Consider the following 20,472-nt stretch of genomic DNA (forward strand, 5'->3'; position numbering starts at 1 on the left):
TGGTCAATCAATTAAAGCTTTAGTAGGATCGCAAGGAGATGGAATGACTGTCTCTTATACACATCTAGATGTGTATAAGAGACATTTTGTAATATCTTCTTCTTTATTTGTTGAATTTTCTAATTCTTTTAGGAAATAAAATAAATTTATACCAAAATCAAACTCCTGACCTATAGTCATTGAACTTACATCAAATGTGAGATTTTTAACTGTGTCTACAGTTTCTTGTAAAACATTTAAAATTTCGTGTATTGAGTTCACACTATAATTTTGAATCAATTCATCAATTATTTCTTTACGAGCCTCAGCTTTGGTTTCAGATTTAATTTTCTTAATTTGCTCACTCGATAGCCTCCACTGAAGAAAGCCTACAAATACTAAAACAACACCTAATATACCTAAAAACCACATTAAATACATATCTTGTTTTTCCATCATTAAGGTTACAGTTTCAACATATTCATTGCTACTCAAAATAACACATCCCTTCAGTATATGATAATAACATTCATTGAAACCAAAATGAATACAGGATCTCTAAAACTCAATTTCATCCAACATATCAAAGGCATCATCGTAATCGTAGTCAATTATTTCATCAGCACGCCATAGGCAGTATTCAAACGCCTTGAAGCCGTCTGTCTTACGACGAACTTCTTCTTTTTTCTTATATGATTTATTCCCATCACCGTTAGTCTTAACTAGTACATTGTTTGTGTACCAGCGCATGAGAGGATTATCACCAAAGATAATGTGATTATTGGCAAATGCATCTTCAATCCTTGGCGCTAGTAAATTATCAGCTGCTGTTGGATTTCTAATCACTTCGATTTCAAATCCTTCCTCCAAAAACAATGGTCGCAATAAATCCATTCGGAAATTATCGGCTACTATTTTCGTTATGCCGTATTTTTCACGTTGTTCAACAAACCAGCCGACAACTGTTTTAGGATCGATTGTGGGCCCATCTATGACCGTCAGCAACCCTTTTTCTTCCCATTCCCTAATTGGTGCAAATTTTTCTTTTGTAGTTTCAGAAGCTTTACGAGAATACCCGTAGTAAATGTCCACAAATTGCTTTCTAACGAACGAATGGGTCTTGAATACATAATCATCCCCATCACGAAACAAAAGCCCACAAGCGGCGAAATCACGCAGACTGGCATAGTCTAAACCGCCAATGGCTTGTTTGCCGATTAGGTTTGTTGGGAATGGTCTGTTTGTTGCCAGAATCTCTTCACGACTAGCCACCGATCGTTCTAGGTCTGTGACAGGTAAATTCATACGTTTAGTCATGAACTCTTCTCGGTTGCTTGGGTCGTCTTCCAAATCCTCGTATTCTTCCATAACAGTTTCGTAAAGATTGTCCGCATATTCAGATAGTGGCTGATGAAACATAGGATTGGCTAATTCCCAGTTGTCAGGATCATTGACCTGCTCCTCTGAGTCCAGTTTGCAAATGAAAGGAAAAAGAGCATTGAAACGGACCGAACCGCTCAACACTCTTTTCGCTTTTTCTTTCATGTTGTCCAAGAATCCCTCACGAACATAACCGTCAGTCCCCACATAAAACTCCCTTGGGTTCGGACGTTTACCAAGCCCACTAATATGAACTTTTACATCTTTGTTCGATTCGTATCGATGGATTTCATCAAATGCTACTGCTCCGTCACGTAATCCATCTTTTGTATCGCCGTTACTAGTACGAAATTTTATCTTGCTTCCAGTCTTTTTGCTGGTGATCACTGACTTTCCATATTCAAAAGCTTTTTGTAACGTCTTATTCCGTTTGATTGTATTGTATATCTCTTCGAATGAAGTTTTCGCTTGATCCTCACTATTGGCAACGATTGAAACGTTGTAGTCCATGATGCCGTGCATTTCAGTCTGAAGGAAATTCAGCACGACTGATAACAATCCGTTTTTACCACCGCCACGACCAAACATCCAAAGAAACTTACGGTAAACATTCCGGTCATTCTTTTTTAAATAAAAAAAGATAAAAGCGATTAAGAACTTCTGGAATGGCTGCATTGGGAAATACCATTTCTCACCATAAGCAATGCACTTATCAATCATCGCATCATCGAAGTAAACATCATCCCGACTAAGAACATCACGTTCTAAATACTCAATTAAATATGCTCGCTCTTTGTTAAACTTTATTTTCCCTGATTTGAATTGCTCGATATAATAATCAACGTGTTTTTGATGAATCATGTTAGATCACTCTCATCGTAATCATCTTGATTATCAGTGACTACTTTACCGTTCAAATCATCAAGGTTAAGGTCTTTACCAAGAGCAATAATTGCACGAGAAATCGTAACTTTTTGAGCGATTGCTGGGTTAGTTTTAAGATACGTTTGAGTGCCGTTAAAGCCTTCGACAATTGGTCCGTATTGCTTAACAGCTTTATCCATTTTTCGATAAAGCCTAACTAAATCAAGGTATCTCTCAACTTTTTCAAGTTCCATCTGATCGTTTACGTCAATCTGTCTCAGCAACTGTTTCTTTAAATCTGACATCTTCAAAGGCTCTCACCCCCCTAGCAAAAAAAATTTAGTCATAAATTTGGACAGTTGACCCCTCCCACCGGTTCCCTAGATTGGGATTTTACCCCAAAATATTTCGACCGGGGGTGTGTTAGTCCCCACTTTGGTTTAATTTTCTATCCATTTTTGGGATTCTGTTTTCCTAGGTTGTCACTCACCACCATTCATCATCCCACTTTCTTTTCTTTGGTTTCCCACGATAGTTCATCCGATCATGTCGCTTGTTGTGACAGTCCTTGCATAATGTTCTTAGATTGTCTGGATCAAACGCCAACTCTGGATTTGTTTCTAACTCTTTGATGTGATCGACCTCCAGTATCGAATCATACTGTGTAGTCAGTCTGCCTTCGGCTTTACACCACAAGCATTCGTAGTGATCTCTCTCAAGTATCGCCTTCCTTAAGTTACGCCAATTGGTCGATCCATAAAACCTAGCTCGATCCGCTTTGGTTTTGACAACAGGTATCATTGTTCTTTGGCTAATTGCTCTGTGTAGATAGTGATCAACGCACGCTGCACTTGTAAGATTCCATCTACTCCAAGCTGAGTAACATCCAACTTCATTCGCTCTTTCAGAAGGTTTGCATTAACAGGCGCCTCAAGCGATCGCTTTATCGTGTAATAGTTCAGTGCTGCAAGTTCATCTACCTTCAGTCCGTATGCCGTAATGATCTTCCAGAACAGATCAGCAATAGCATCCGTGTCCTTCTCTTCTCGCAACTGAGTTAGTAACTTGATAAAGTCGTCTTGCTTTTCTGAAACAGATTTCTTTTTATGATCTTGTGGTTTCTTCATGTTGATCACTCCTTTTTTATGTACAAAAAAAGACCTACGAAAGGTCCTTAATTTGAGGTTCATATAGATATATATCTAGGTTTTCTTGATTGAGTTCCTGAATAAAGTCATCTAGGTTTATAGAGCCTTTCTCTTTAGATTTAAGCCCTGAAATTGAAGCTTGCCAACTTGACAAGAATACTGTTCTGTCTTCTGATGCTTTTGATATCTTTGAAATTAATTTTTCGAGTCTGCGTTTTTCATTCTCATCACCATAATATATCTTATTATTTTCTGTAACGAAAAAAATCTCTTGTTGATCTTTTGAAATCACAATAATTTTGAACCTCAAATTTTCTTTCAGCTTTTGTTTAATAAGTTCAAACTTAATAGAATCCTTTTTGTTTAACAGACTAATTATATCCATAATTTACAACTCCTTTTTATTAATTATAACAAAATCTTTTTCTTCGTATATATATTATATTCACATATGGTAGAATACGTAGTTATAATAGATATTACTTAAATCAAGAAAGAGGTAATTACACTGTCTCTTATACACATCTAGATGTGTATAAGAGACAGGGTTAATCCATTTAAAAATATTAGAAACCACTTTTTGGCTCCTGGTCAATCAATTAAAGCTTTAGTAGGATCGCAAGGAGATGGAATGATGAACCTTGTCGACTCAAGAAAAATAATTATTAATTACCATGACTTTAGTAAAAAGAAATATAAAGAGATATTAGAATTCGATGAATTAGAATGGTCAAGATTATTACAACACCCAAGAGTTAGTGTTAACCATTCTTCTAAAGATATGACTCAAGCCATTAAAAACTTAGAACAGACTATTTCTCATACTGCACAAGAAACAATTACACATAAACTTTAGGACCCAGTCAATTTAATAACTGAGCCCTAAAGTCAAAGAAGTTCCGCGATAAGGAGACTACCTCCTTTCGGTATTTGGATTAGTGTGAGTAGTCCAACAACCGGCTCTCCGTTTCTTCTACGCTATTACTATATCTTATAAAAATCAATATGTCGGCTTAAAATAGGTACAGTACTTTCATAGTACCTTTTATAAATCCATCATCACTGGATCTTGTATAGCTATCTTATATTTTAACTTTGTCTTATTGATAATATATTCATCTACAAAGGTAAGAGACTTCCTTAACTGAGAATGACGACTTTTAATATAGGAATAACTGTAGGATAAATCTTCAGATATCTCTTCTAATGTTTTCCCCTCAACGTATTTTAGTCTAATTATATCGTTATCCAGACCTCCGAATGATTCAATCAAAGTTGTTGTTTCCTTCTTCTGCTCAATAAGGAAGTTAATTTCCTTTTCCAATAACATTATTTTTTCTTCTAACTGGGCTGATCTTGAATTCTTCTCAAGGCGGATATTTGAAAGGTCCCCACTGACCCAGCGTTCTAACTCTAGTTTACTTTTGTTAAGATTCCACTTAAGGTAAAGTATTTGATTTTCTAACTCTTGGTAGTCTTTTAGCCATTGAAACCTCACAAACGCCACCCCTTTATGGTAAAATAGTCTTGTCACAGGTCACTTACCCAAAAAGTAGTGGCTTTTTTATTTTCCTTCTCTATCGTCCATCTTCTTTCCAACAATTACTGCAACGACCATTATCATTACGAATCCTGTGAACCCTAAAACTGCAACTGTCATAATCATCCTCCACTTTCCATCGCATCTCGTACCAGCGGATCATTGATAATAATCTTGTACTTCATCTGCTCATGCTGCAGCTGTTGTTCTAGATTTACGATTTGCTCTTGCTGGTTGATTATTGTATAGGATAGCCAACTTGTGGCTGAAATCGCTGCTAGTAATAATACAAGGATAGTTTTACGATTCATCGGCTTGCTCCTGCTTTAAATTTGCTACCAATTTATCAAAATCAATTGGTTCGCTATATTCATGAAATAAATCTAGTTGATCTACAATCGGTTCACTTTCTCTCCGGATTAGCTTTTCAAATTCCATTTGATCACGAGCCTTCTCGTATTTTTCATCAACTGGAATAAGTTCAACCAAATCCTGAAAGTTAACTCTCTTGTTTGGATCATAGCTTTCAAAAAACTCATTCCATGTAACCTTTACTCGTCTGCCGTTATCGTCTTTTACATAAACTAGGTAACCACGAGTATATTTCATGTAAAATTGTTCTTCTTCCATTATTTCACCTCTAAATGACGATCCTTTAAAACTTGATGTAGAACCAAGGACACTCGGTTTATCATGTCTTCGTCTTGATCTTCAAACCCGGCTTCATAAAAAATAGCGTGTGTCAGCTCATGTACAAAAGTTTGTTCTTTTCGAGATTCAGACAATGAATCAAGAACTTGGATGGTAGTCTCAGGATAGAGACAGACCCCTTGAAAGTTTCTGTCTCCATCAATTTCTACAAACGGCACTTCTTCAACTTTATATGTCATACCAGCTACTTTGATGCTATTTGGTATCATGTTTGCTAACCTCAAATCTTTTCCAAAGAAAATTGTCATCAACAACTAGTTTATGAATCAATTGACTTTCCGAACATACATCATGCATATCGATGTTTTCTAACTCTGTATTGTGCTTTTCTTCTAGATCAGTTACGTCGACTTTGTAGAGTTCGATTACATCCTCCAAATTTTCAATATCTTCAGTATCTAGAATGTTTTTAACTTTTACTGATGTTTCTATTTCTTTGTCGTAGTATCCGTGTACTGTTCGAATGTTGCCTTGCTGATGAATTAAGGAAAATCTGTATCTTGGATCAAAATCTATAAATGTCATTTTTATCCTCCATTCCTTTATCGCTGACGATTGCGGAGATAAAAATATTTCCACCTTGCAATACTGTAACGTTTGCTCACTTTTAATAGTACCGATATTCTTTTTGGTATATTCTTTATTGTGTCTCATCATTTCTCTTTTATTCAGTTTTTTTAGATTCGTATTTAGAAAAGAACCCTTTTATTCGACATTTAAGACAGTTTTTCTAAACTTATTTCTAGAGATTTTGAATCCTTTTAATTATCTGTTCTGATTAAAGCATTTCGTCGGATAACTGACTTGGTAAAATGTAAAATATGTTACAATACCTAAAAGGAGGTATTGCTTTGGGAACTTTTTTAGCTTTTATTTGGTATATTTTTATAGGATTTATGCTTTATGGAATCATCAGATTGGCAGTTAAACACGGAATTTCCGATTCCAAAAAAAATAATTTATGATTCTGTTGCTACTCTTTTAGGGTAGTTTTTTTATTTCCACAATTTTGGTGGATAGTAGAATAATTATGATAACCAAATTTCTTTGTATCGCCTTGATCCTTCTTCAACATAGTCATCTATAAATTGAATATCTTCAGCTTCAAAATACTTCAAAAAATCGGAACGTCTCAAATTAAATTCTTGAATTAGTTCTGCACCAGCACCATTGCCATAGTGTTCTATATCAAGTGACATAGCATCTCTCATTGCCGAAAAATATCCCTCGTCGAAATAGTGCTGTTCTTTTTTCGATCTCATAAATACATTCCTTGTATATTTAGATTACTCAATTAATCAGCTATTCCGTTTTAATTAGCTGTTATTTTACCTATAATTGAGTTAGGCGCTGTGGACTAGTACTACTTCCACCAGATTCCTTTGGAATACTGTTGTAGAAAGGCTCTAGCCACAGCTCTTTGTCAAATTGTTAATAAGTTTGTTAGCGCATGGCATCTGTCTGTGACGCTTGATTGATCACAAGGTTACATAGGCAAAGAGTAAGTGGAGCACAGCGTAAATTTAATCTGTCAGGAGTGGTTCTTATGTTGTACGTTGGAATAGACGTTGCCAAGCACAAACATGACTTAGCGGTCATTGATACTGAAGGAACGATTTTTGTCCGTCATCTTCAGATTGAAAATAATCGTGAAGGCTTTACGAAGCTTCAAATGACGCTTGCTAATTTGAAGAAATCTACCGGTGAAGACATTCAAATCGCCTTAGAAGATACCGGTCATTATTGCTTTAATATCTTACGCTTCCTTCGGACGCAAGGCTACCCCACCTACAGCTATAATCCGTACTTAATTAAAGAATATGCCAAAAATCAAAGCTTGCGTAAAACCAAAACCGATAAAAAAGACGCCATGACGATCGCTCGAAAACTACGAACAGATCTTGATAAACAATCATTTAGTGCTAACCCTTCAATGATTGAGTTGAAGTATTTAACTCGACATACAGCCAGATTGAAAGAGGATTGTACGCGAAAAAAAGTAAGCTACACACGCATTCTAGATATTCTCTTTCCGGAACTCGCCCCTTCTTTGGGTTCTTCTTCTGCGAAACACCAATCCTATGTGTACGCAATCTTGAAAGAATATCCTTCTGCTAAAAAGGTAGGAAATGCACATTTAACGAAGCTGACGAATCTTATTTCAGCGCACTCAAAGGGCCGCTTTGGAAAAGAACACGCGGTCAAGCTCAAAGCACTCGCGCAAGCCTCTATTGGCCAAGAGTCCCCTGCATTAGAATTTGAACTCCTTCAAACCATTGATACCATTCAGTATCTTACAACTATGCGAGACAAAGCAGAGAAGGAAGTTGCTCGATTAATGAGTGAAATCGATTCGCCTATTTTAACAATTCCTGGCATTGGCTATAAGTTAGGGAGTGTCCTTCTCGCCGAAATTCGAGATATTAAGAATTTTCGTTCGCCGAATCAGCTGCTTGCTTATGCAGGTGCAGAACCTTCCGTCTCCACTTCTGGAATGAATCAAACGGAAACTGGACGAATGGTCAAACGTGGCTCTTCGCAATTACGCTGGGCACTGCATGAGTCCGCCAGGCTCATGTCTATTTGGTCGCCGTCTATGCGTGTCTATTTCCAGAAAAAACTAGCAGAAGGAAAACACTACAATGTCGCTATTAGTCATGTTGTTCGAAAACTGGTGCGGATCATTTACCAACTACTGAAAGATAATAAACCCTATGAGGAGCAGAAAATGATCGTTAACTGATCTTTTCAAAAATTCCCTTTGCCTAGGGTTTCTTTGTCATGCCTTCAAATCACATCAAACTATGTTATTCAACCTTTTCATTTTTTGCTTGACTTAATATAGTTTGTCTTTCTAGTTTTCTATTTCTTCCGATTCTGGAATTATTTCAGGTCACTGGACTTAACAAAAACGCCGTTGACCATCTTTCCAGTCCGTCCTTTGATCTCGTCATAAGCAAAATTCAAACATTCGTATAAGTCCATATCATTTTGCATTGCCAAGATGATCAAGGTTACTACTACATCGCCAATACCATCTCTTAGTGCATCTCGATCGTTTCTTGCTAATGCAGCTGCAACTTCACCAGTTTCTTCGACAACTTTCAACATTTGTTTGCTAGAATCTGATTTATCCAATCCTTTTTCTTTTGACCATTGTTCTACTAATTCAACTAACTCATTCATGAATTTCCCTCCAATTATTTTGATTAATCGTAATCAACCACCTCGTCAATGGTTCCACTCCAATCCTTATAGCGGTATGTCCTTCCTTGTTTATCTTCATGACCATAACGTAATAAATCGCTCATCGTTCGATTTGCTTTTTTGCACTTCCGACATACGTCTTTCCGAGTGCCTGTGAAAATCACTTCGCCTTTATAAAGAACCTCTACAATTCGCAAATGGGATTGCTCCCCTCTCCAGAGTTCAACACGCAATGCTTCCCGCTCTTCCTCGCTTATTGGATCAATCTCTCGATCATCAAGGTTAGAAAGATAAAGCAATCGTTGTAGTTTAAAAGCACGTTCTCTGTGACGCTTCTTTTTTTCATGTTGTTTCTGCTTCATCGCCTGTTGGTTCTGTTTCATGTTGATCACCTCCTGCATCTGCTGGCTTATACACATATTCATAAGGTTCCCACTTCTTATTTCCGAGAAGGCGATAGTACTTCCCAGCAAGTGTAATAATAAAATGATAGGTATCTGCCTTTTCCGGAACGTAACATCTTGCATAGTATTGACGGTAATTCTTGGAATTGTTAGAAAAATACTCAACCGTCCATCCTCGTACCTCGCAAAACATAGTGAATTCGACACGTGCTACTTTGAAACTGGTTATTCTTTCATCCATAGGATCACCAATTCGTTTTTTTCAGAAAATCGATGTAGCCTGGCGTAGCAATCTGATATTCTTCCAACTCTTCTTCAAGAATGTACTGACGGCCATATTTTGCTTTCATGTTCTGCCAATCACTCCATGGGATAAACCCAACGGTCTTTTTGATCATGCAACAAACACCTGCCATCGCTCCTAATTTTTGATGAAGATCCAATAACGCCTCTTGATTTTGTGTGATCACTGATTTTTTTAATCGATCCGTTGTGGTCATCTTTGCTTCAAAAACAATGGCACGTCCATCCCATAGAGTTCCTTTGTAATCTGGTTGAGCTTTCCCGATCGGATAAACGATCATTCTGCCATCGCCGAGTATCTGCTTCACACGAAACGGTTCAGGTGTTTTTTCAATTAAAGCAATTTCTTTTGTTCTGTAGTACCAACAACCTTGATCAATCATTTTTTCAAAGATATCGCCCAAATCATTGTTGATTCTATTTTGGTAATTTCTTGAAGACATCATTTCTACCTACTTTCTGCATTAGTTCAGTAATAAATCCTTCTTTGTCGTTTTGTCCAAATGTATCTAAAGTTCTTCGGTAAATGCGCTCATAGTGTGCTTTATCTTCAAAGCAAACGAATTGTGAATACCGATCACTCTTAACTATTCCTGTATATGCTGACTGATCATTTAACTTGTTTGATGCAGCATCGCAAATTTGCTGATTTTGAAGAAATCGGATTTGCTTTTCTTCTGATTTGATTTCCAATGTTTTAATACATGGAGAAAATTTCCGTTTGTTTTGATCATCAATGTTTAACATCAAAAAGACTTCCTGCATCATGTCGATACAATCTGATTTATCAAAGCAGGCGACCAGATACGTTTGTTTACTTTCCATTTCTACCTCTTTCTCTATCCATCATCATTTCTGAACAGTTCGATTTTGAAATACCATCCACGATCCTCATCGTAAATTTTCAATATATCTCCTAAAATTCGGTATTGAGGAAACCTCTTAAGAATTTCCTCTGCTCCATCATCATTGGACATACCTAATTTATTTAGTTTTCTAAATGACCAATAATCATCGTTCGTTGTTTCGTGTGGCTCTTTAAGGTTTCGACTCTTGGACCATCGCTTTTGACCTTTCTTCCACTGGCGATTTTCCCATTTCTCTTGACCAGTTAAATAATTGACCAAGCCTTGCATCCCATCTGAATCGTATTGAATGTTTTGCACTTGCTTTCTACCAAGAGGCTGCTTCTTCTTTCCTCGCCCTTTAGACCAAACACTCTCGATTGCATCCCTTGATGGTCCATTGTTTAAAACAATATGGTGATGGATTCGAGTGATATAGCCTACTTCCTCATCGTATTGATAAGAGGTAAACCACATGTACTTGAGTTCGAACCCTTCTTTCTCATAGAGTCTTTTTAGTTTTTTCAAAGTGTTTTCTTGATCACGCTTGGCGTCAGCAGGCTTTTCAGGGAGAAACTGATCGGAGTAAGTGAAAGTGGCATAGTAATCTTTCTCTCCAAAATTTGCATATAGAAACAATGCAGCCTTTCTTTTACTTTGGGCTTGATTCCATCTTGCTTGAGATAAGCCAGTAACTTTTTTTCTCCTGCCTCTGGGTTCTCTACATTTTCGTTCCTGCTCGATCGTCCTACTATACAATCGAATTTCTTTATATGGTCCTGCTTCAACTCTGCGTTCTCTAACAAATGATTTCTTCATGACAAACACCCCAGAATTTTCTACGTCCGTTAAGTTAGTATCTAATACAAGGACGATAAAACGCCGAAATAGCAGCGTTTTTTGCAAAAATAGTCTGAGAATGGTATACTTATCTTGTCGGAGATAAGAAATACCATTCTCAGAAGTCGCCAAATTTGGCGGCTTTTTTTATTGTTCTGAAAACTGGAAAAGAACCTTTTCTTCGGTTTGTTTTCCAAGATGAAAAACATGGTGATACAGAGTCCTTCCACGCAGCTGAAACGTCTCTACTCTGCCTCGCTCAGTTTTCGCTTCAATACTGTATACATAATTCTCGCCACGTTTCCTCATACGAACCTGCATCACAATTGCAGGCATTTTTTCCAAGTAATCGATCGCCTTTGATAACATCTACATCACCTGCAGCTTTCACTCATCTTTGAACAAATTTATCTGCCCAGAATTATTGACATCAATTGGATAAACAACTGGTTCCAATTCTCGTTTCGGCAATCCATGATTTGATTCTGCATCGATGGTAATTCCTCGATGATCACTAGTGACTTTGATTCCAACCTTTATTGAGATCGTACGTTTTGCTTCAATATCTTTTTGAGTATCCTGTAAATCGTTAGTAATTGTTCGAACTTCTGCATCTAGCAAACTGTTGACTTTTGCCATCAACTTATCGGCTAATGTCAGTGCTAACTTGTCATTATTCATATTGAATTCCTCCTTTACTTACTAAATCCGGTAGCAACTTAGGGATGGCCATTTGTAACTTTTGAAACTGATCATCTGAAACAACGAAATATAACGCAATCGTAGGTGTCTCATCGCTATCAAATGAACGATCCTCTACTTCACATGTCGATTCAAACTTATTCCAGATAATCGACTTAATTTTTTGAGTGTATGGCTTAACATACATTCTATTAGTAGTGAAAATAATTTCTCTTTCTTTAAACATCTAGTTATCCTCCAATCATTAATAGGAAACAAATAGCTAACAAAATACCGTTTAACAATAAGCTGGCATAAGCAATCCCTTGTAATTGACGTGCTTTATACAATGGATTGTTATGAAGTGTAGCTAACCATTTTTTATTCATATAATCTTTCCTTTCTGTTGTATAATTTCCTTATCAGTCAGTGGTCGGCTGAATCATTGTTAAGGGGGAATTTAATTGGGAAAATTAGATTTGCTTACAAATGATGCCAAGTTTTTGCTGACATCAATGTACAAATCATATGTTGAGAAACGCAAAGCTGGTTCTTTAAAAAAAGATGCAATATACTTTGGCAATCTAGATGATTTACATCGAGATATTATGCCCGAATGGCCCAGGGAAGATGTAAAATCAACGTGTTTTGAATTAAGAAAGCATGAATTAATTACTGGTGTTCCTGCAGGAGACACGATAGTAAGAATTACTTTGCGCACTGAATCCATAGCCATTATGGAAACTAAATTTAAAGATAGAGTTGATTTAATTCTGGATTACGCAATCAAAATCAAAAGTTTAATTCCCTTTATTTAAACTAAATGGATTCTCTTGCAATTCACTAATTGTTTTTTCCATACCTTCAAGATTTTCCAATACCTCTATTTTCAAATCTATATTAGCCTTGGTATCTTCTGCCAAAATACTGAGGCTTTTTGCTGTACTTTCTAAAGCGATAGTTATACGTTCCAAATAGTTATCCACCTTCCTCACCTCACTTTCATCGTTCTATTTAAATGATTCTGATAAATTAACTCCTGATAACTTTGAAGTTCTCGAGTCGATAAATCTCGTTGTGTTTCGGTGAACGGTTTTTTGCGATCATTAAGTTGATCGTGTAAACTTCTAATTTTTTCTTTAATAAGATCATGTATCAGTAGTTCTTGGGATAATGTGTATTTCATTTGATTCCTCCTATTTCTACATGCTGGCGGGCATTAGATTTTTTTATTGTTTAGGAATCTTTTTATGTCCTCACGGTCAAATCTGGTTTCCTTACCAAAAGGTATTTGTGGTAATCCCTCAATGATCCATTCGTTAATCCGTTCTTCACCAATCCGGAGAATTTGTTTCACCTGCTTCTTCGTTGGATATGGTGGAAGGTCTTCAGCTTTGATCGATTCTCCTACCTTTTGAAGAACCTTAGCAGCAATAACTGCTGCTAATTCTTCCCCAAATGATTCTGGTATTTCTATTGGTGCTGAAATGATTGCCATATTAAATCACCTCAATTTATAATTGATTAATTATGTTTCTCTTGTAGCGTTTTTGCGACTTTACTGCCAAAAAAAATTTGAACTGCTTCCTCTCCAGATAATGGAACAACTGCTGTAATCTTCTGAGCTTCTTCTACTGAAAAACCTTTTCCCTCCCCTTTTAATTTTCTATAGAAAGTACTTCTATTTACACCAATTAACTCCGCTACTCTTTGCTTTGTGTTCCTTTGTTCGATAATTTCATCCAATCTTTCAACATCAACTGGCATGATTTCACCTCCTATTTTTGTCGCATTAATGCAACTCACACTTTTATCATACAAGCGACAAAAATATTTGTCAACACATTTGTTGCATTTATGCGATTAATCAGTTGCATTTTTGCAACACATCTGATAATATTTATTTAAAGAAAAATTTTGGAGGTATTCAAATGGAAGTGGGAGAAAGAATAAAGCAGAGAAGGAAGGAACTAGGATACAATGCTGATTACTTGGCATCTAAGTTAGGTGTTTCAAGATCAACCATCTTCCGTTATGAAAAAGGGGAAATAGAGAAACTTCCTACCGAAGTACTCGAAAAACTAGCGATTTCTCTGAATACAACCCCTGGATATTTAATGGGTTGGACAGAAAAACCTCAAGATAAATTGTTGAACATATATAACCAATTAGATAGCAAAAAACAAGATGAGGTTTATAACTTCGCCAAGTTCAAGCTTAACGAACAAAACAAGAAAATTTTTACTATAGCCGCTCATTCTGATGATCCAAATAAAGAAATAACTGTAAAAGAATTTGATGATCTTAATCGATATCTTGATGAGGCTGATAAAAATTTTGATGATAAGTAGGGTCGTGTATGAATGATTTTGAAAACCTTTTAGATAAAGTTAATTCTGAGGTACCAGTTATTGAGTTACCATTAGAAGAAGATACCGGATATACTGGACTTTATAGAAATAACCGTATCTACTTAGATAAAACTAAATCAGATAGAAAAAAGAAAGTTGTCTTGGCTGAAGAATTCGGACATCATAAAAGAACCATTGGAAATATTCTTAATTATAAAGACCCTGAGGCGTGGAAAGAAGAATGGAGAGCTAGAAGATATGGAATTGAACTATTAATAACTTTAGACGATCTTTTAGACTGTGCTTTAAATGGTTGTAATAATATTTATGAATGCAGTGAACACCTAAACGTAACTCCAGAATTCTTTGAAGATACTCTCCTTCATTACTTTAACAAGTATGGAAAATATCATTATCATCGTAACTTTAAGTTTACATTTGACAATGAATTTATCTTTGTTGAATCTCTAAAAGTATTTGGATAAAAAACAGCCTATAGAAGCGGCTACTTCTAATAGGCTAGCTCATTTCTGAGACATTACAAAATTATTATATCAAAGAAATGAGGAAAAGAAATGAAAAAAGTAGTAATAGGGTTATTACTTTCTACAATGTTTTTGGGCGCATGTACTTCAAATGCAAAAACTACAACAGAAAATAGTAGCACAATCAAAAGTTCTGAAAACAGCACTTCTGAAAGTACGACAGAATCAATAGCACTCTATGTATCACGTCCTGCTTATTATTTAGAAAACAACAATTTTCATTTAGCTGGAAAAGCAGATCCACAAAAGACTGTTACAATTACAACAAGTGGCGAACTAGTAAAAGAAATAACACCTAGTGAAGATGGAAGCTTTAGCATCACTGTTCCCTTACCTGAAACAGAAACTCAGGATTTTGAATTAACAGATGGCACCACAAATGAAAAGGTATCCATAAAATCTAAAGCTGAGCTTCAAAAGGCAGCTGATGAAGTTGAAGCGAAACGAAAAGAGCAAGAAAAACAAAAAGCTGAAGCTGAGAAAAAAGCTGCTGAAGAAGCAGCTGCAAAAGAACAAGCTGAAAAAGAAGCCGCTGAGAAAAAGAAAAAAGAAGCAGAAGAAGCTGCAAAAAAAGCTGCTGAAGAAGAAAAAGCTAGTTACGATACTGGTGTTACGTTTGAAAATCTCGCTCGTAATCCAGACACATATTTAGCAGAAAAAGTTAAGTTTTCTGGAAGGATTATTCAAGTTATTAAAGGTGATGATCAATCACAATTCAGATTTGCTATAGATGATAACTATGATCAAGTAATTTTAATTGAAATTTCCGAAGATCAGCTTTCGAATAATCGACTTTTAGAAGATGACTATATTACTATTCGTGGAGTATCTTTTGGAGAATATACTTATACTTCTGCTTTAGGTGGAGAAATTACAGTTCCTGCTGTAGTGGTGGATTCTTTTGAAATGAATAACTAAATAAAGGAGAAAATGAAATGGGATTATTTGATGGTATACTTGGCAATGCAACTGACATAAAACATGAAGAGGTAAAAAAAGAGTTGTCAGCTGTTCTTATGCCTAATGAAAATATTGATTTAGCTTTCAAATTAGTTAGGGACTTGATTGTGTTTACCGACTATCGCCTAATTGTAGTAGATAAACAAGGTATAACAGGAAAAAAAGTAGATTACAAAACATTCCCTTATAAAAGTATCTCAAGGTTTAGCGTAGAAACAGCTGGGCATTTTGATTTAGATGCAGAATTGAAGATTTGGATTTCAGGTGCTGTTGAGCCTGCTCAAAGCCTCCAGTTCAAAAAAGATAAAAGTATTACTCAAATTCAGCAAGCGCTAGCCACTGCTATACTGAAATAAAACAAACACGCCCCTCTTTCTTGGCAGACAAGGAGCGTGCTAACAAAAAACTGATGTTTATTTGTTGTACATAATTATACCAAATTGAAAGGAGTGATGCCACCTCGTTCTACATGCTGGCGGGCAAGAAAGGACGATAAATAATGATAAAAAAGTATAAGAAGAAAGATGGATCTACCGCCTATATGTTTCAGATATACTTAGGCGTTGACCCTATTTCTGGTAAAAAGAAACGAACAACGAAACGAGGGTTTAAAACACAGCAAGAGGCAAAGCTTGCACTTGCTCGTTTACAACTAGAATCAAAAGAACCTGATTTCATCACTGAAACAACAAAAACATTTGAAGAAGTATGCAATATGTGGTTAGAACAATACAGAAACACAGTCAAAGCTAGTACTTACACTATTCAAAAAGTTGCGATAGACAAACACATTCTCCCTTTATTTGGTCATATCCGAATGAGTAAGATTACTATTCAATTTTGTCAAAAACAAGTAAATCATTGGTTTAGTTACTATAAAAAATACTCAAACTTAATCGGTATCACGACATCAGTATTCAATTATGCTATCAATATCCGGTTACTCAATAATAATCCAATGGATGGTGTAATTCGACCTAAAAAACAGCAAAAAATAGATGAAGAGGACTACATCGCTCCTTTCTATGATCGTGAACAGTTGCTTACTTTTTTGTCGGTGGTAAAAGAAAATTATTCAGAACAATTATTTATGATGTTTCGAATTCTTGGGTATACGGGTCTTCGCAAAGGAGAATTGCATGCATTACGTTGGAAAGATATTGATTTCGATAAGAAAACTCTTACCGTCAAACAAACTCTAGCAACTATTCAGAATTGGGAGTTAGTTTTTCAGCCGCCGAAGACAAGAAAAAGTATTCGTACTATCTCTTTGGATGATGAGACGCTGGGTCTGATAAAAAAATGGAAATTACACCAACAAAAATTTCTTTTTCAGTTTGGCATAAACTCTTTATCTCAAGAGCAATTGCTCTTCCCTTCTACTGAAAACAAACCGCTTTATCTAGATTACCTGAACCATAATCTTTCGAAAATCCTGAAAGAAAATCGTTTGCCTAAAATGACTGTCCACGGATTTAGACATACTCATTGTAGTTTACTTTTTGAAGCAGGTGTTTCAATAAAAGACGTGCAGGAACGAATGGGCCATACTGATATTAAAACTACTATGAACATATATGCTCACGTAACTGAACAAAGAAAAGAAAAAACTGCTCATGACTTTGCAAACTTCATGGCAAACGGCAGCCCAGATCCAGATAAAAATACTAGGGGTAGTCAAAAGGGTAGTCAAATGTAAAAAAAGAGGTTTCCCTATAAATAAGAAAACCTCTAGAAAGCTGATAAGACAGCCCTTGGACAATATTTGTCTTATTCTGCAGCGTTTGTGTCTTTGAGACCGTATTTTTTGTTGAAACGGTCCACACGTCCGTCTGCTTGTGTGAATTTTTGACGTCCAGTGTAGAATGGATGTGAATCAGAAGTTACTTCGACACGGATCAATGGATACGTGTTGCCGTCTTCCCACTCAACAGTTTCTTGAGAATTCTTTGTAGAACCTGATAAGAATTTGAAACCAGTAGTTGAGTCCATGAATACAACTGGATGATAATCTGGATGGATATCTTGTTTCATTTCTTCTTCTCTCCTTTGCCCTGGCTCATTTGCTTCACCAGAGTTGATTTGTCGATTTTACAACATGACTATCTTACCATGTTTGGTTTTTAGATGCAATTATCTTTTTATATTTCTTTTTTGCCGTTTGTCTCCGAAATGGACATCATGAAAAGCCGCTAAAAACTCTTCATTGTTCTTTGTTTTACGCAAGAATTGAATGAATTGTTCTGTGAACTCCAAGGAATCCCCCAACATGTTGTTGCGTAAGCGCCAGGTTTCTTCCAATTGCTCGCTGCTCATCAGCAATTCCTCTTTACGGGTACCAGATTTCTTGATGTCGATCGCTGGGAAGATCCGACGTTCTGCTAAGCTGCGAGAAAGCTGCAGCTCCATATTGCCGGTTCCTTTAAACTCTTCATAGATGACATCATCCATGCGGCTGCCGGTATCCACCAGTGCGGTGGCAAGAATCGTCAAGCTGCCGCCTTCTTCAATATTACGGGCAGCACCAAAAAATTTCTTTGGTTTGTACAAAGCAGCTGGATCGATCCCGCCGCTTAGTGTACGTCCGCTTGGCGGTACCACTAAGTTGTAGGCTCTTGCCAAACGAGTGATACTATCCATCAGAATCACGACATCACGCTTGTCTTCTACCAAACGCATCGCCCGTTCTAGTACCAATTCAGAAACACGGGTATGGTTGCTAGGCTGCAGGTCAAAGGTTGAAGAAACAACATCGCCTTTGACACTGCGTTCCAGATCAGTCACTTCTTCTGGGCGCTCGTCGATCAAAAGAACGATCAATTCCACCTCAGGATAGTTGTCAGTGATTCCATTGGCAATTTCTTTCAAGATACTGGTTTTCCCAGCTTTAGGCGGAGCAACGATCAGTCCCCGTTGTCCAAAACCCACTGGCGACAGCATGTCGATCATCCGAGTAGAAAGGCGTCCTGACGTTGTTTCCAATTTTAAATGACGATTCGGATAAAGCGGCGTCAGCGCTGGAAAATGCGGACGCTCTTTGGCATCTTCTGGATCTTTGCCATTAACAGACTCAACGTGCATCAATCCATAATAGCGCTCAGATTCCTTGGGCGGGCGCGCCTTACCGGCGACTTTATCACCATTACGCAAACTAAACCGACGAATCTGTGACGAAGAAATATAGATATCTTCTGCACTCGGTCCGTAGTTGATTGGGCGTAAAAAACCGTAGCCTTCTTGGCCTACGATATCCAAGATTCCTTCCATATAAAAGAAGCCTTGTTTTTCCGCCTGCGCCCGTATCACAGCCAATGACAATTCTTTTTTATTCATTTGGCTGTAATAAGGAATTCGAAACTCTTTGGCAAAGGTGTAGATTTCTTTTAAGGTTTTGTTTTCCAACTCTGCCATCGTAAGATAATCGCTCATAATTACTCCTCTATCATTTGAATATCAGCTCCAAGAGCCGTTAGTTTTTCGATGATATGATCATAGCCGCGCAAAATATACTCGACATTAAAGACGCTGGTCGTGCCAGTCGCCATCAATCCGGCAATGACAAGGCAAGCTCCTGCTCGTAAATCAGAAGCGACAACTTCTGCTCCGTGCAATTGGCTCGGTCCGCTGACAAAAATCATGTTGCCTTCTGTCGTTGCTTGTGCGCCCATTCGTGCTAATTCAGGAATATGGTTGACCCGTTTGGCGTAAATCGTGTCCATGATCTCCGACGTTCCTTTTGCTTTTAGCAATAATGGTGTGATCGGCTGTTGCAGGTCTGTGGCAAATCCTGGATAAGGATAGGTTTTCACAGTCGCTGGTTTCAAGTCTTTTGAGGGATGCACATAGATTTCATCTTCGCTGATATCCATTCGTACGCCAATTTCTTCCAATTTCGCAATGTAGCTTTCTAAATGCTCATAAATCACATTTTTGACAGTAATGCCTTCCCCCGCTGCTGCGGCTAAAGAAAGGTAGGTTCCTGCTTCGATCCGGTCTGGAATGATGGAATGACGACAACCGTGCAATTCTTCCACGCCTTCGATACGAATTTCATTGGTACCTGCACCTCTGATTTTCGCTCCCATATTATTTAAAAGGGTCGCAACATCAATGATCTCAGGTTCTCGTGCGGCATTTTCAATGATCGTTTTGCCTTTGGCTTTTACTGCTGCCAGCATCACATTGATGGTTGCTCCGATGGAGACCATATCTAGGAAGATTCGTTCACCAGTCAAGCCTTCTTCTTCGGTACGCAAGTACATGGCACCATGTTCGTTGGTGACTTTTGCGCCAAGTGCTTCGAAGCCTTTAATATGCAAATCGATTGGTCGCGGGCCTAAGAAGCAGCCGCCAGGCAATCCAACGACGCCTTCACCAAACTTCGCCAACAATGCCCCCATGAAATAGTAAGAAGCTCGTAGACTGTTGATTTTTCCGTTAGGCATCGGGATCGAAACGATGTTTGTCGGATCGATCTCTAGCGTATTGTTTTCAAAATGGGTCTTCACACCCATGATTTCGATAATCTCAATTAATGAGTGCACATCTTGGATGTCAGGCACTCCTTCTAAAATGACCGGTGAATCAGCTAAGATCGCTGCCGGGATCAATGCGACTGCACTGTTTTTTGCGCCGCTAATGGTGACTTCACCTTTTAAGGGACGATTGCCGTTGATGACAATTTTTTTCATGGAATTCCACCTATACTCTTTTT

The 20,472-nt window shown here is 37.3% G+C and carries 35 protein-coding genes; 8 read left to right on the plus strand and 27 right to left on the minus strand.

The window, feature by feature from the left end; translation table 11 throughout:
- Positions 1-54 precede the first annotated feature (54 nt).
- The 6 genes from A5867_RS15315 to A5867_RS15340 all read right to left on the minus strand — a co-directional run bounded on the left by A5867_RS15315 (position 55) and on the right by A5867_RS15340 (position 3,756).
- Positions 55-474, minus strand: a complete 420-nt coding sequence (locus A5867_RS15315; RefSeq protein ID WP_087627967.1) for a hypothetical protein — start codon at positions 472-474, stop codon at positions 55-57.
- A 63-nt stretch (positions 475-537) separates the two neighbouring features.
- Positions 538-2,220, minus strand: coding sequence for a terminase TerL endonuclease subunit (locus A5867_RS15320; protein WP_087627968.1), 1,683 nt, complete (start codon positions 2,218-2,220; stop codon positions 538-540).
- Positions 2,217-2,528, minus strand: coding sequence for a P27 family phage terminase small subunit (locus tag A5867_RS15325; RefSeq protein ID WP_010736761.1), 312 nt, complete (start codon positions 2,526-2,528; stop codon positions 2,217-2,219). The genes A5867_RS15320 and A5867_RS15325 overlap by 4 nt, the downstream gene beginning before the upstream one ends.
- A gap of 181 nt (positions 2,529-2,709) precedes the next feature.
- The gene (locus tag A5867_RS15330; protein ID WP_087627969.1) at positions 2,710-3,024 is read right to left on the minus strand and encodes an HNH endonuclease; all 315 of its coding nucleotides are present in this window, start codon (positions 3,022-3,024) and stop codon (positions 2,710-2,712) included.
- Positions 3,021-3,350, minus strand: coding sequence for a hypothetical protein (locus A5867_RS15335; RefSeq protein ID WP_087627970.1), 330 nt, complete (start codon positions 3,348-3,350; stop codon positions 3,021-3,023). The genes A5867_RS15330 and A5867_RS15335 overlap by 4 nt, the downstream gene beginning before the upstream one ends.
- Before the next feature lie 34 nt (positions 3,351-3,384).
- Positions 3,385-3,756, minus strand: a complete 372-nt coding sequence (locus A5867_RS15340) for a hypothetical protein (protein WP_087627971.1) — start codon at positions 3,754-3,756, stop codon at positions 3,385-3,387.
- Between the two features lie 249 nt (positions 3,757-4,005).
- Here A5867_RS15340 and A5867_RS15345 point away from each other — a divergent pair, with 249 nt between their 5' ends.
- Positions 4,006-4,227, plus strand: a complete 222-nt coding sequence (locus A5867_RS15345; RefSeq protein WP_087627972.1) for a hypothetical protein — start codon at positions 4,006-4,008, stop codon at positions 4,225-4,227.
- Between the two features lie 189 nt (positions 4,228-4,416).
- On the opposite strand, the gene A5867_RS15350 is transcribed toward A5867_RS15345, so the two are convergent.
- The 6 genes from A5867_RS15350 to A5867_RS15380 form a co-directional block, all read right to left on the minus strand.
- Positions 4,417-4,869: a hypothetical protein gene (locus A5867_RS15350; protein WP_087627973.1), complete on the minus strand. Its 453-nt coding sequence runs from the start codon at positions 4,867-4,869 to the stop codon at positions 4,417-4,419.
- Between the two features lie 164 nt (positions 4,870-5,033).
- Positions 5,034-5,222, minus strand: coding sequence for a hypothetical protein (locus A5867_RS15355; protein ID WP_087627974.1), 189 nt, complete (start codon positions 5,220-5,222; stop codon positions 5,034-5,036).
- Positions 5,212-5,541, minus strand: coding sequence for a hypothetical protein (locus A5867_RS15360; protein ID WP_087627975.1), 330 nt, complete (start codon positions 5,539-5,541; stop codon positions 5,212-5,214). The genes A5867_RS15355 and A5867_RS15360 overlap by 11 nt, the downstream gene beginning before the upstream one ends.
- A complete protein-coding gene (locus A5867_RS15365) occupies positions 5,541-5,831 on the minus strand; it encodes a hypothetical protein (protein WP_087627976.1) in 291 nt (96 codons plus the stop codon). The genes A5867_RS15360 and A5867_RS15365 overlap by 1 nt, the downstream gene beginning before the upstream one ends.
- Entirely contained in the window at positions 5,818-6,147 is a 330-nt protein-coding gene (locus tag A5867_RS15370) for a hypothetical protein (protein ID WP_087627977.1), read from the minus strand. The genes A5867_RS15365 and A5867_RS15370 overlap by 14 nt, the downstream gene beginning before the upstream one ends.
- Before the next feature lie 503 nt (positions 6,148-6,650).
- Positions 6,651-6,884 (minus strand): hypothetical protein, encoded by a 234-nt coding sequence (locus tag A5867_RS15380; protein WP_016612496.1) that lies wholly within the window; start codon positions 6,882-6,884, stop codon positions 6,651-6,653.
- A 284-nt stretch (positions 6,885-7,168) separates the two neighbouring features.
- Between A5867_RS15380 and A5867_RS15385 the strand changes: the two genes are divergently transcribed.
- Positions 7,169-8,365 carry an IS110 family transposase gene (locus tag A5867_RS15385; RefSeq protein WP_087627979.1) on the plus strand — a complete coding sequence of 399 codons (1,197 nt, stop codon included), beginning with the start codon at positions 7,169-7,171 and terminating at the stop codon, positions 8,363-8,365.
- 140 nt (positions 8,366-8,505) lie between these two features.
- Here A5867_RS15385 and A5867_RS15390 read toward each other — a convergent pair whose 3' ends face one another.
- From A5867_RS15390 to A5867_RS18015, 8 genes are all read right to left on the minus strand, one after another.
- Positions 8,506-8,808, minus strand: a complete 303-nt coding sequence (locus A5867_RS15390) for a MazG-like family protein (RefSeq protein ID WP_087627980.1) — start codon at positions 8,806-8,808, stop codon at positions 8,506-8,508.
- A 23-nt stretch (positions 8,809-8,831) separates the two neighbouring features.
- Positions 8,832-9,212 carry a hypothetical protein gene (locus tag A5867_RS15395; RefSeq protein ID WP_249270061.1) on the minus strand — a complete coding sequence of 127 codons (381 nt, stop codon included), beginning with the start codon at positions 9,210-9,212 and terminating at the stop codon, positions 8,832-8,834.
- A 266-nt stretch (positions 9,213-9,478) separates the two neighbouring features.
- Positions 9,479-9,982 (minus strand): Holliday junction resolvase RecU, encoded by a 504-nt coding sequence (locus A5867_RS15405; RefSeq protein ID WP_087627981.1) that lies wholly within the window; start codon positions 9,980-9,982, stop codon positions 9,479-9,481.
- On the minus strand, positions 9,954-10,361 hold the full coding sequence (locus A5867_RS15410) for a hypothetical protein (RefSeq protein ID WP_087627982.1): 408 nt from the start codon (positions 10,359-10,361) through the stop codon (positions 9,954-9,956). Before A5867_RS15410 ends, A5867_RS15405 begins: the two co-directional genes overlap by 29 nt.
- 14 nt (positions 10,362-10,375) lie before the next feature.
- The gene (locus A5867_RS15415) at positions 10,376-11,200 is read right to left on the minus strand and encodes a hypothetical protein (RefSeq protein WP_249270062.1); all 825 of its coding nucleotides are present in this window, start codon (positions 11,198-11,200) and stop codon (positions 10,376-10,378) included.
- 408 nt (positions 11,201-11,608) lie between these two features.
- Entirely contained in the window at positions 11,609-11,902 is a 294-nt protein-coding gene (locus A5867_RS15425; RefSeq protein ID WP_087627985.1) for a hypothetical protein, read from the minus strand.
- Complete coding sequence (locus tag A5867_RS15430; RefSeq protein ID WP_087627986.1) at positions 11,895-12,149, minus strand: hypothetical protein; 255 nt, start codon at positions 12,147-12,149, stop codon at positions 11,895-11,897. The genes A5867_RS15425 and A5867_RS15430 overlap by 8 nt, the downstream gene beginning before the upstream one ends.
- 4 nt (positions 12,150-12,153) lie before the next feature.
- A complete protein-coding gene (locus tag A5867_RS18015; protein ID WP_170927549.1) occupies positions 12,154-12,291 on the minus strand; it encodes a hypothetical protein in 138 nt (45 codons plus the stop codon).
- 75 nt (positions 12,292-12,366) lie between these two features.
- On the opposite strand from A5867_RS18015, the gene A5867_RS15435 reads away from it, so the two are divergent.
- A complete protein-coding gene (locus A5867_RS15435) occupies positions 12,367-12,720 on the plus strand; it encodes a hypothetical protein (protein ID WP_087627987.1) in 354 nt (117 codons plus the stop codon).
- Here A5867_RS15435 and A5867_RS17845 read toward each other — a convergent pair.
- From A5867_RS17845 to A5867_RS15450, 4 genes are read right to left on the minus strand one after another with little or no spacing between them, the layout of a single operon-like run.
- Positions 12,703-12,888 carry a hypothetical protein gene (locus A5867_RS17845; RefSeq protein WP_140397116.1) on the minus strand — a complete coding sequence of 62 codons (186 nt, stop codon included), beginning with the start codon at positions 12,886-12,888 and terminating at the stop codon, positions 12,703-12,705. The genes A5867_RS15435 and A5867_RS17845 overlap by 18 nt on opposite strands.
- Positions 12,889-12,893: 5 nt before the next feature.
- A complete protein-coding gene (locus A5867_RS15440) occupies positions 12,894-13,088 on the minus strand; it encodes a hypothetical protein (protein WP_087627988.1) in 195 nt (64 codons plus the stop codon).
- 33 nt (positions 13,089-13,121) lie between these two features.
- Complete coding sequence (locus tag A5867_RS15445; RefSeq protein ID WP_087627989.1) at positions 13,122-13,400, minus strand: helix-turn-helix domain-containing protein; 279 nt, start codon at positions 13,398-13,400, stop codon at positions 13,122-13,124.
- A 26-nt stretch (positions 13,401-13,426) separates the two neighbouring features.
- Positions 13,427-13,669 carry a helix-turn-helix transcriptional regulator gene (locus A5867_RS15450; protein WP_170927550.1) on the minus strand — a complete coding sequence of 81 codons (243 nt, stop codon included), beginning with the start codon at positions 13,667-13,669 and terminating at the stop codon, positions 13,427-13,429.
- A 164-nt stretch (positions 13,670-13,833) separates the two neighbouring features.
- On the opposite strand from A5867_RS15450, the gene A5867_RS15455 reads away from it, so the two are divergent.
- The 5 genes from A5867_RS15455 to A5867_RS15475 all read left to right on the plus strand — a co-directional run bounded on the left by A5867_RS15455 (position 13,834) and on the right by A5867_RS15475 (position 17,457).
- On the plus strand, positions 13,834-14,253 hold the full coding sequence (locus A5867_RS15455; RefSeq protein ID WP_087627991.1) for a helix-turn-helix transcriptional regulator: 420 nt from the start codon (positions 13,834-13,836) through the stop codon (positions 14,251-14,253).
- Positions 14,254-14,261: 8 nt separating this feature from the next.
- Complete coding sequence (locus A5867_RS15460; RefSeq protein WP_005233983.1) at positions 14,262-14,738, plus strand: ImmA/IrrE family metallo-endopeptidase; 477 nt, start codon at positions 14,262-14,264, stop codon at positions 14,736-14,738.
- Between the two features lie 90 nt (positions 14,739-14,828).
- Positions 14,829-15,716 (plus strand): hypothetical protein, encoded by an 888-nt coding sequence (locus A5867_RS15465; RefSeq protein WP_087627992.1) that lies wholly within the window; start codon positions 14,829-14,831, stop codon positions 15,714-15,716.
- 17 nt (positions 15,717-15,733) lie between these two features.
- Positions 15,734-16,114 (plus strand): PH domain-containing protein, encoded by a 381-nt coding sequence (locus A5867_RS15470; RefSeq protein ID WP_087627993.1) that lies wholly within the window; start codon positions 15,734-15,736, stop codon positions 16,112-16,114.
- A 143-nt stretch (positions 16,115-16,257) separates the two neighbouring features.
- A complete protein-coding gene (locus A5867_RS15475; protein WP_087627994.1) occupies positions 16,258-17,457 on the plus strand; it encodes a site-specific integrase in 1,200 nt (399 codons plus the stop codon).
- 71 nt (positions 17,458-17,528) lie between these two features.
- Here A5867_RS15475 and A5867_RS15480 read toward each other — a convergent pair whose 3' ends face one another.
- The 3 genes from A5867_RS15480 to A5867_RS15490 all read right to left on the minus strand — a co-directional run bounded on the left by A5867_RS15480 (position 17,529) and on the right by A5867_RS15490 (position 20,449).
- On the minus strand, positions 17,529-17,792 hold the full coding sequence (locus A5867_RS15480; RefSeq protein ID WP_005233979.1) for a type B 50S ribosomal protein L31: 264 nt from the start codon (positions 17,790-17,792) through the stop codon (positions 17,529-17,531).
- Positions 17,793-17,891: 99 nt separating this feature from the next.
- Complete coding sequence (gene rho, locus A5867_RS15485; RefSeq protein WP_005228301.1) at positions 17,892-19,187, minus strand: transcription termination factor Rho; 1,296 nt, start codon at positions 19,185-19,187, stop codon at positions 17,892-17,894.
- Between the two features lie 2 nt (positions 19,188-19,189).
- A complete protein-coding gene (locus tag A5867_RS15490) occupies positions 19,190-20,449 on the minus strand; it encodes a UDP-N-acetylglucosamine 1-carboxyvinyltransferase (RefSeq protein ID WP_060791464.1) in 1,260 nt (419 codons plus the stop codon).
- Positions 20,450-20,472: the final 23 nt, after the last annotated feature.

The sequence above is a fragment of the Enterococcus sp. 6D12_DIV0197 genome, assembly GCF_002174385.1.
Taxonomy (GTDB): Bacteria; Bacillota; Bacilli; order Lactobacillales; family Enterococcaceae; genus Enterococcus_D; species Enterococcus_D casseliflavus.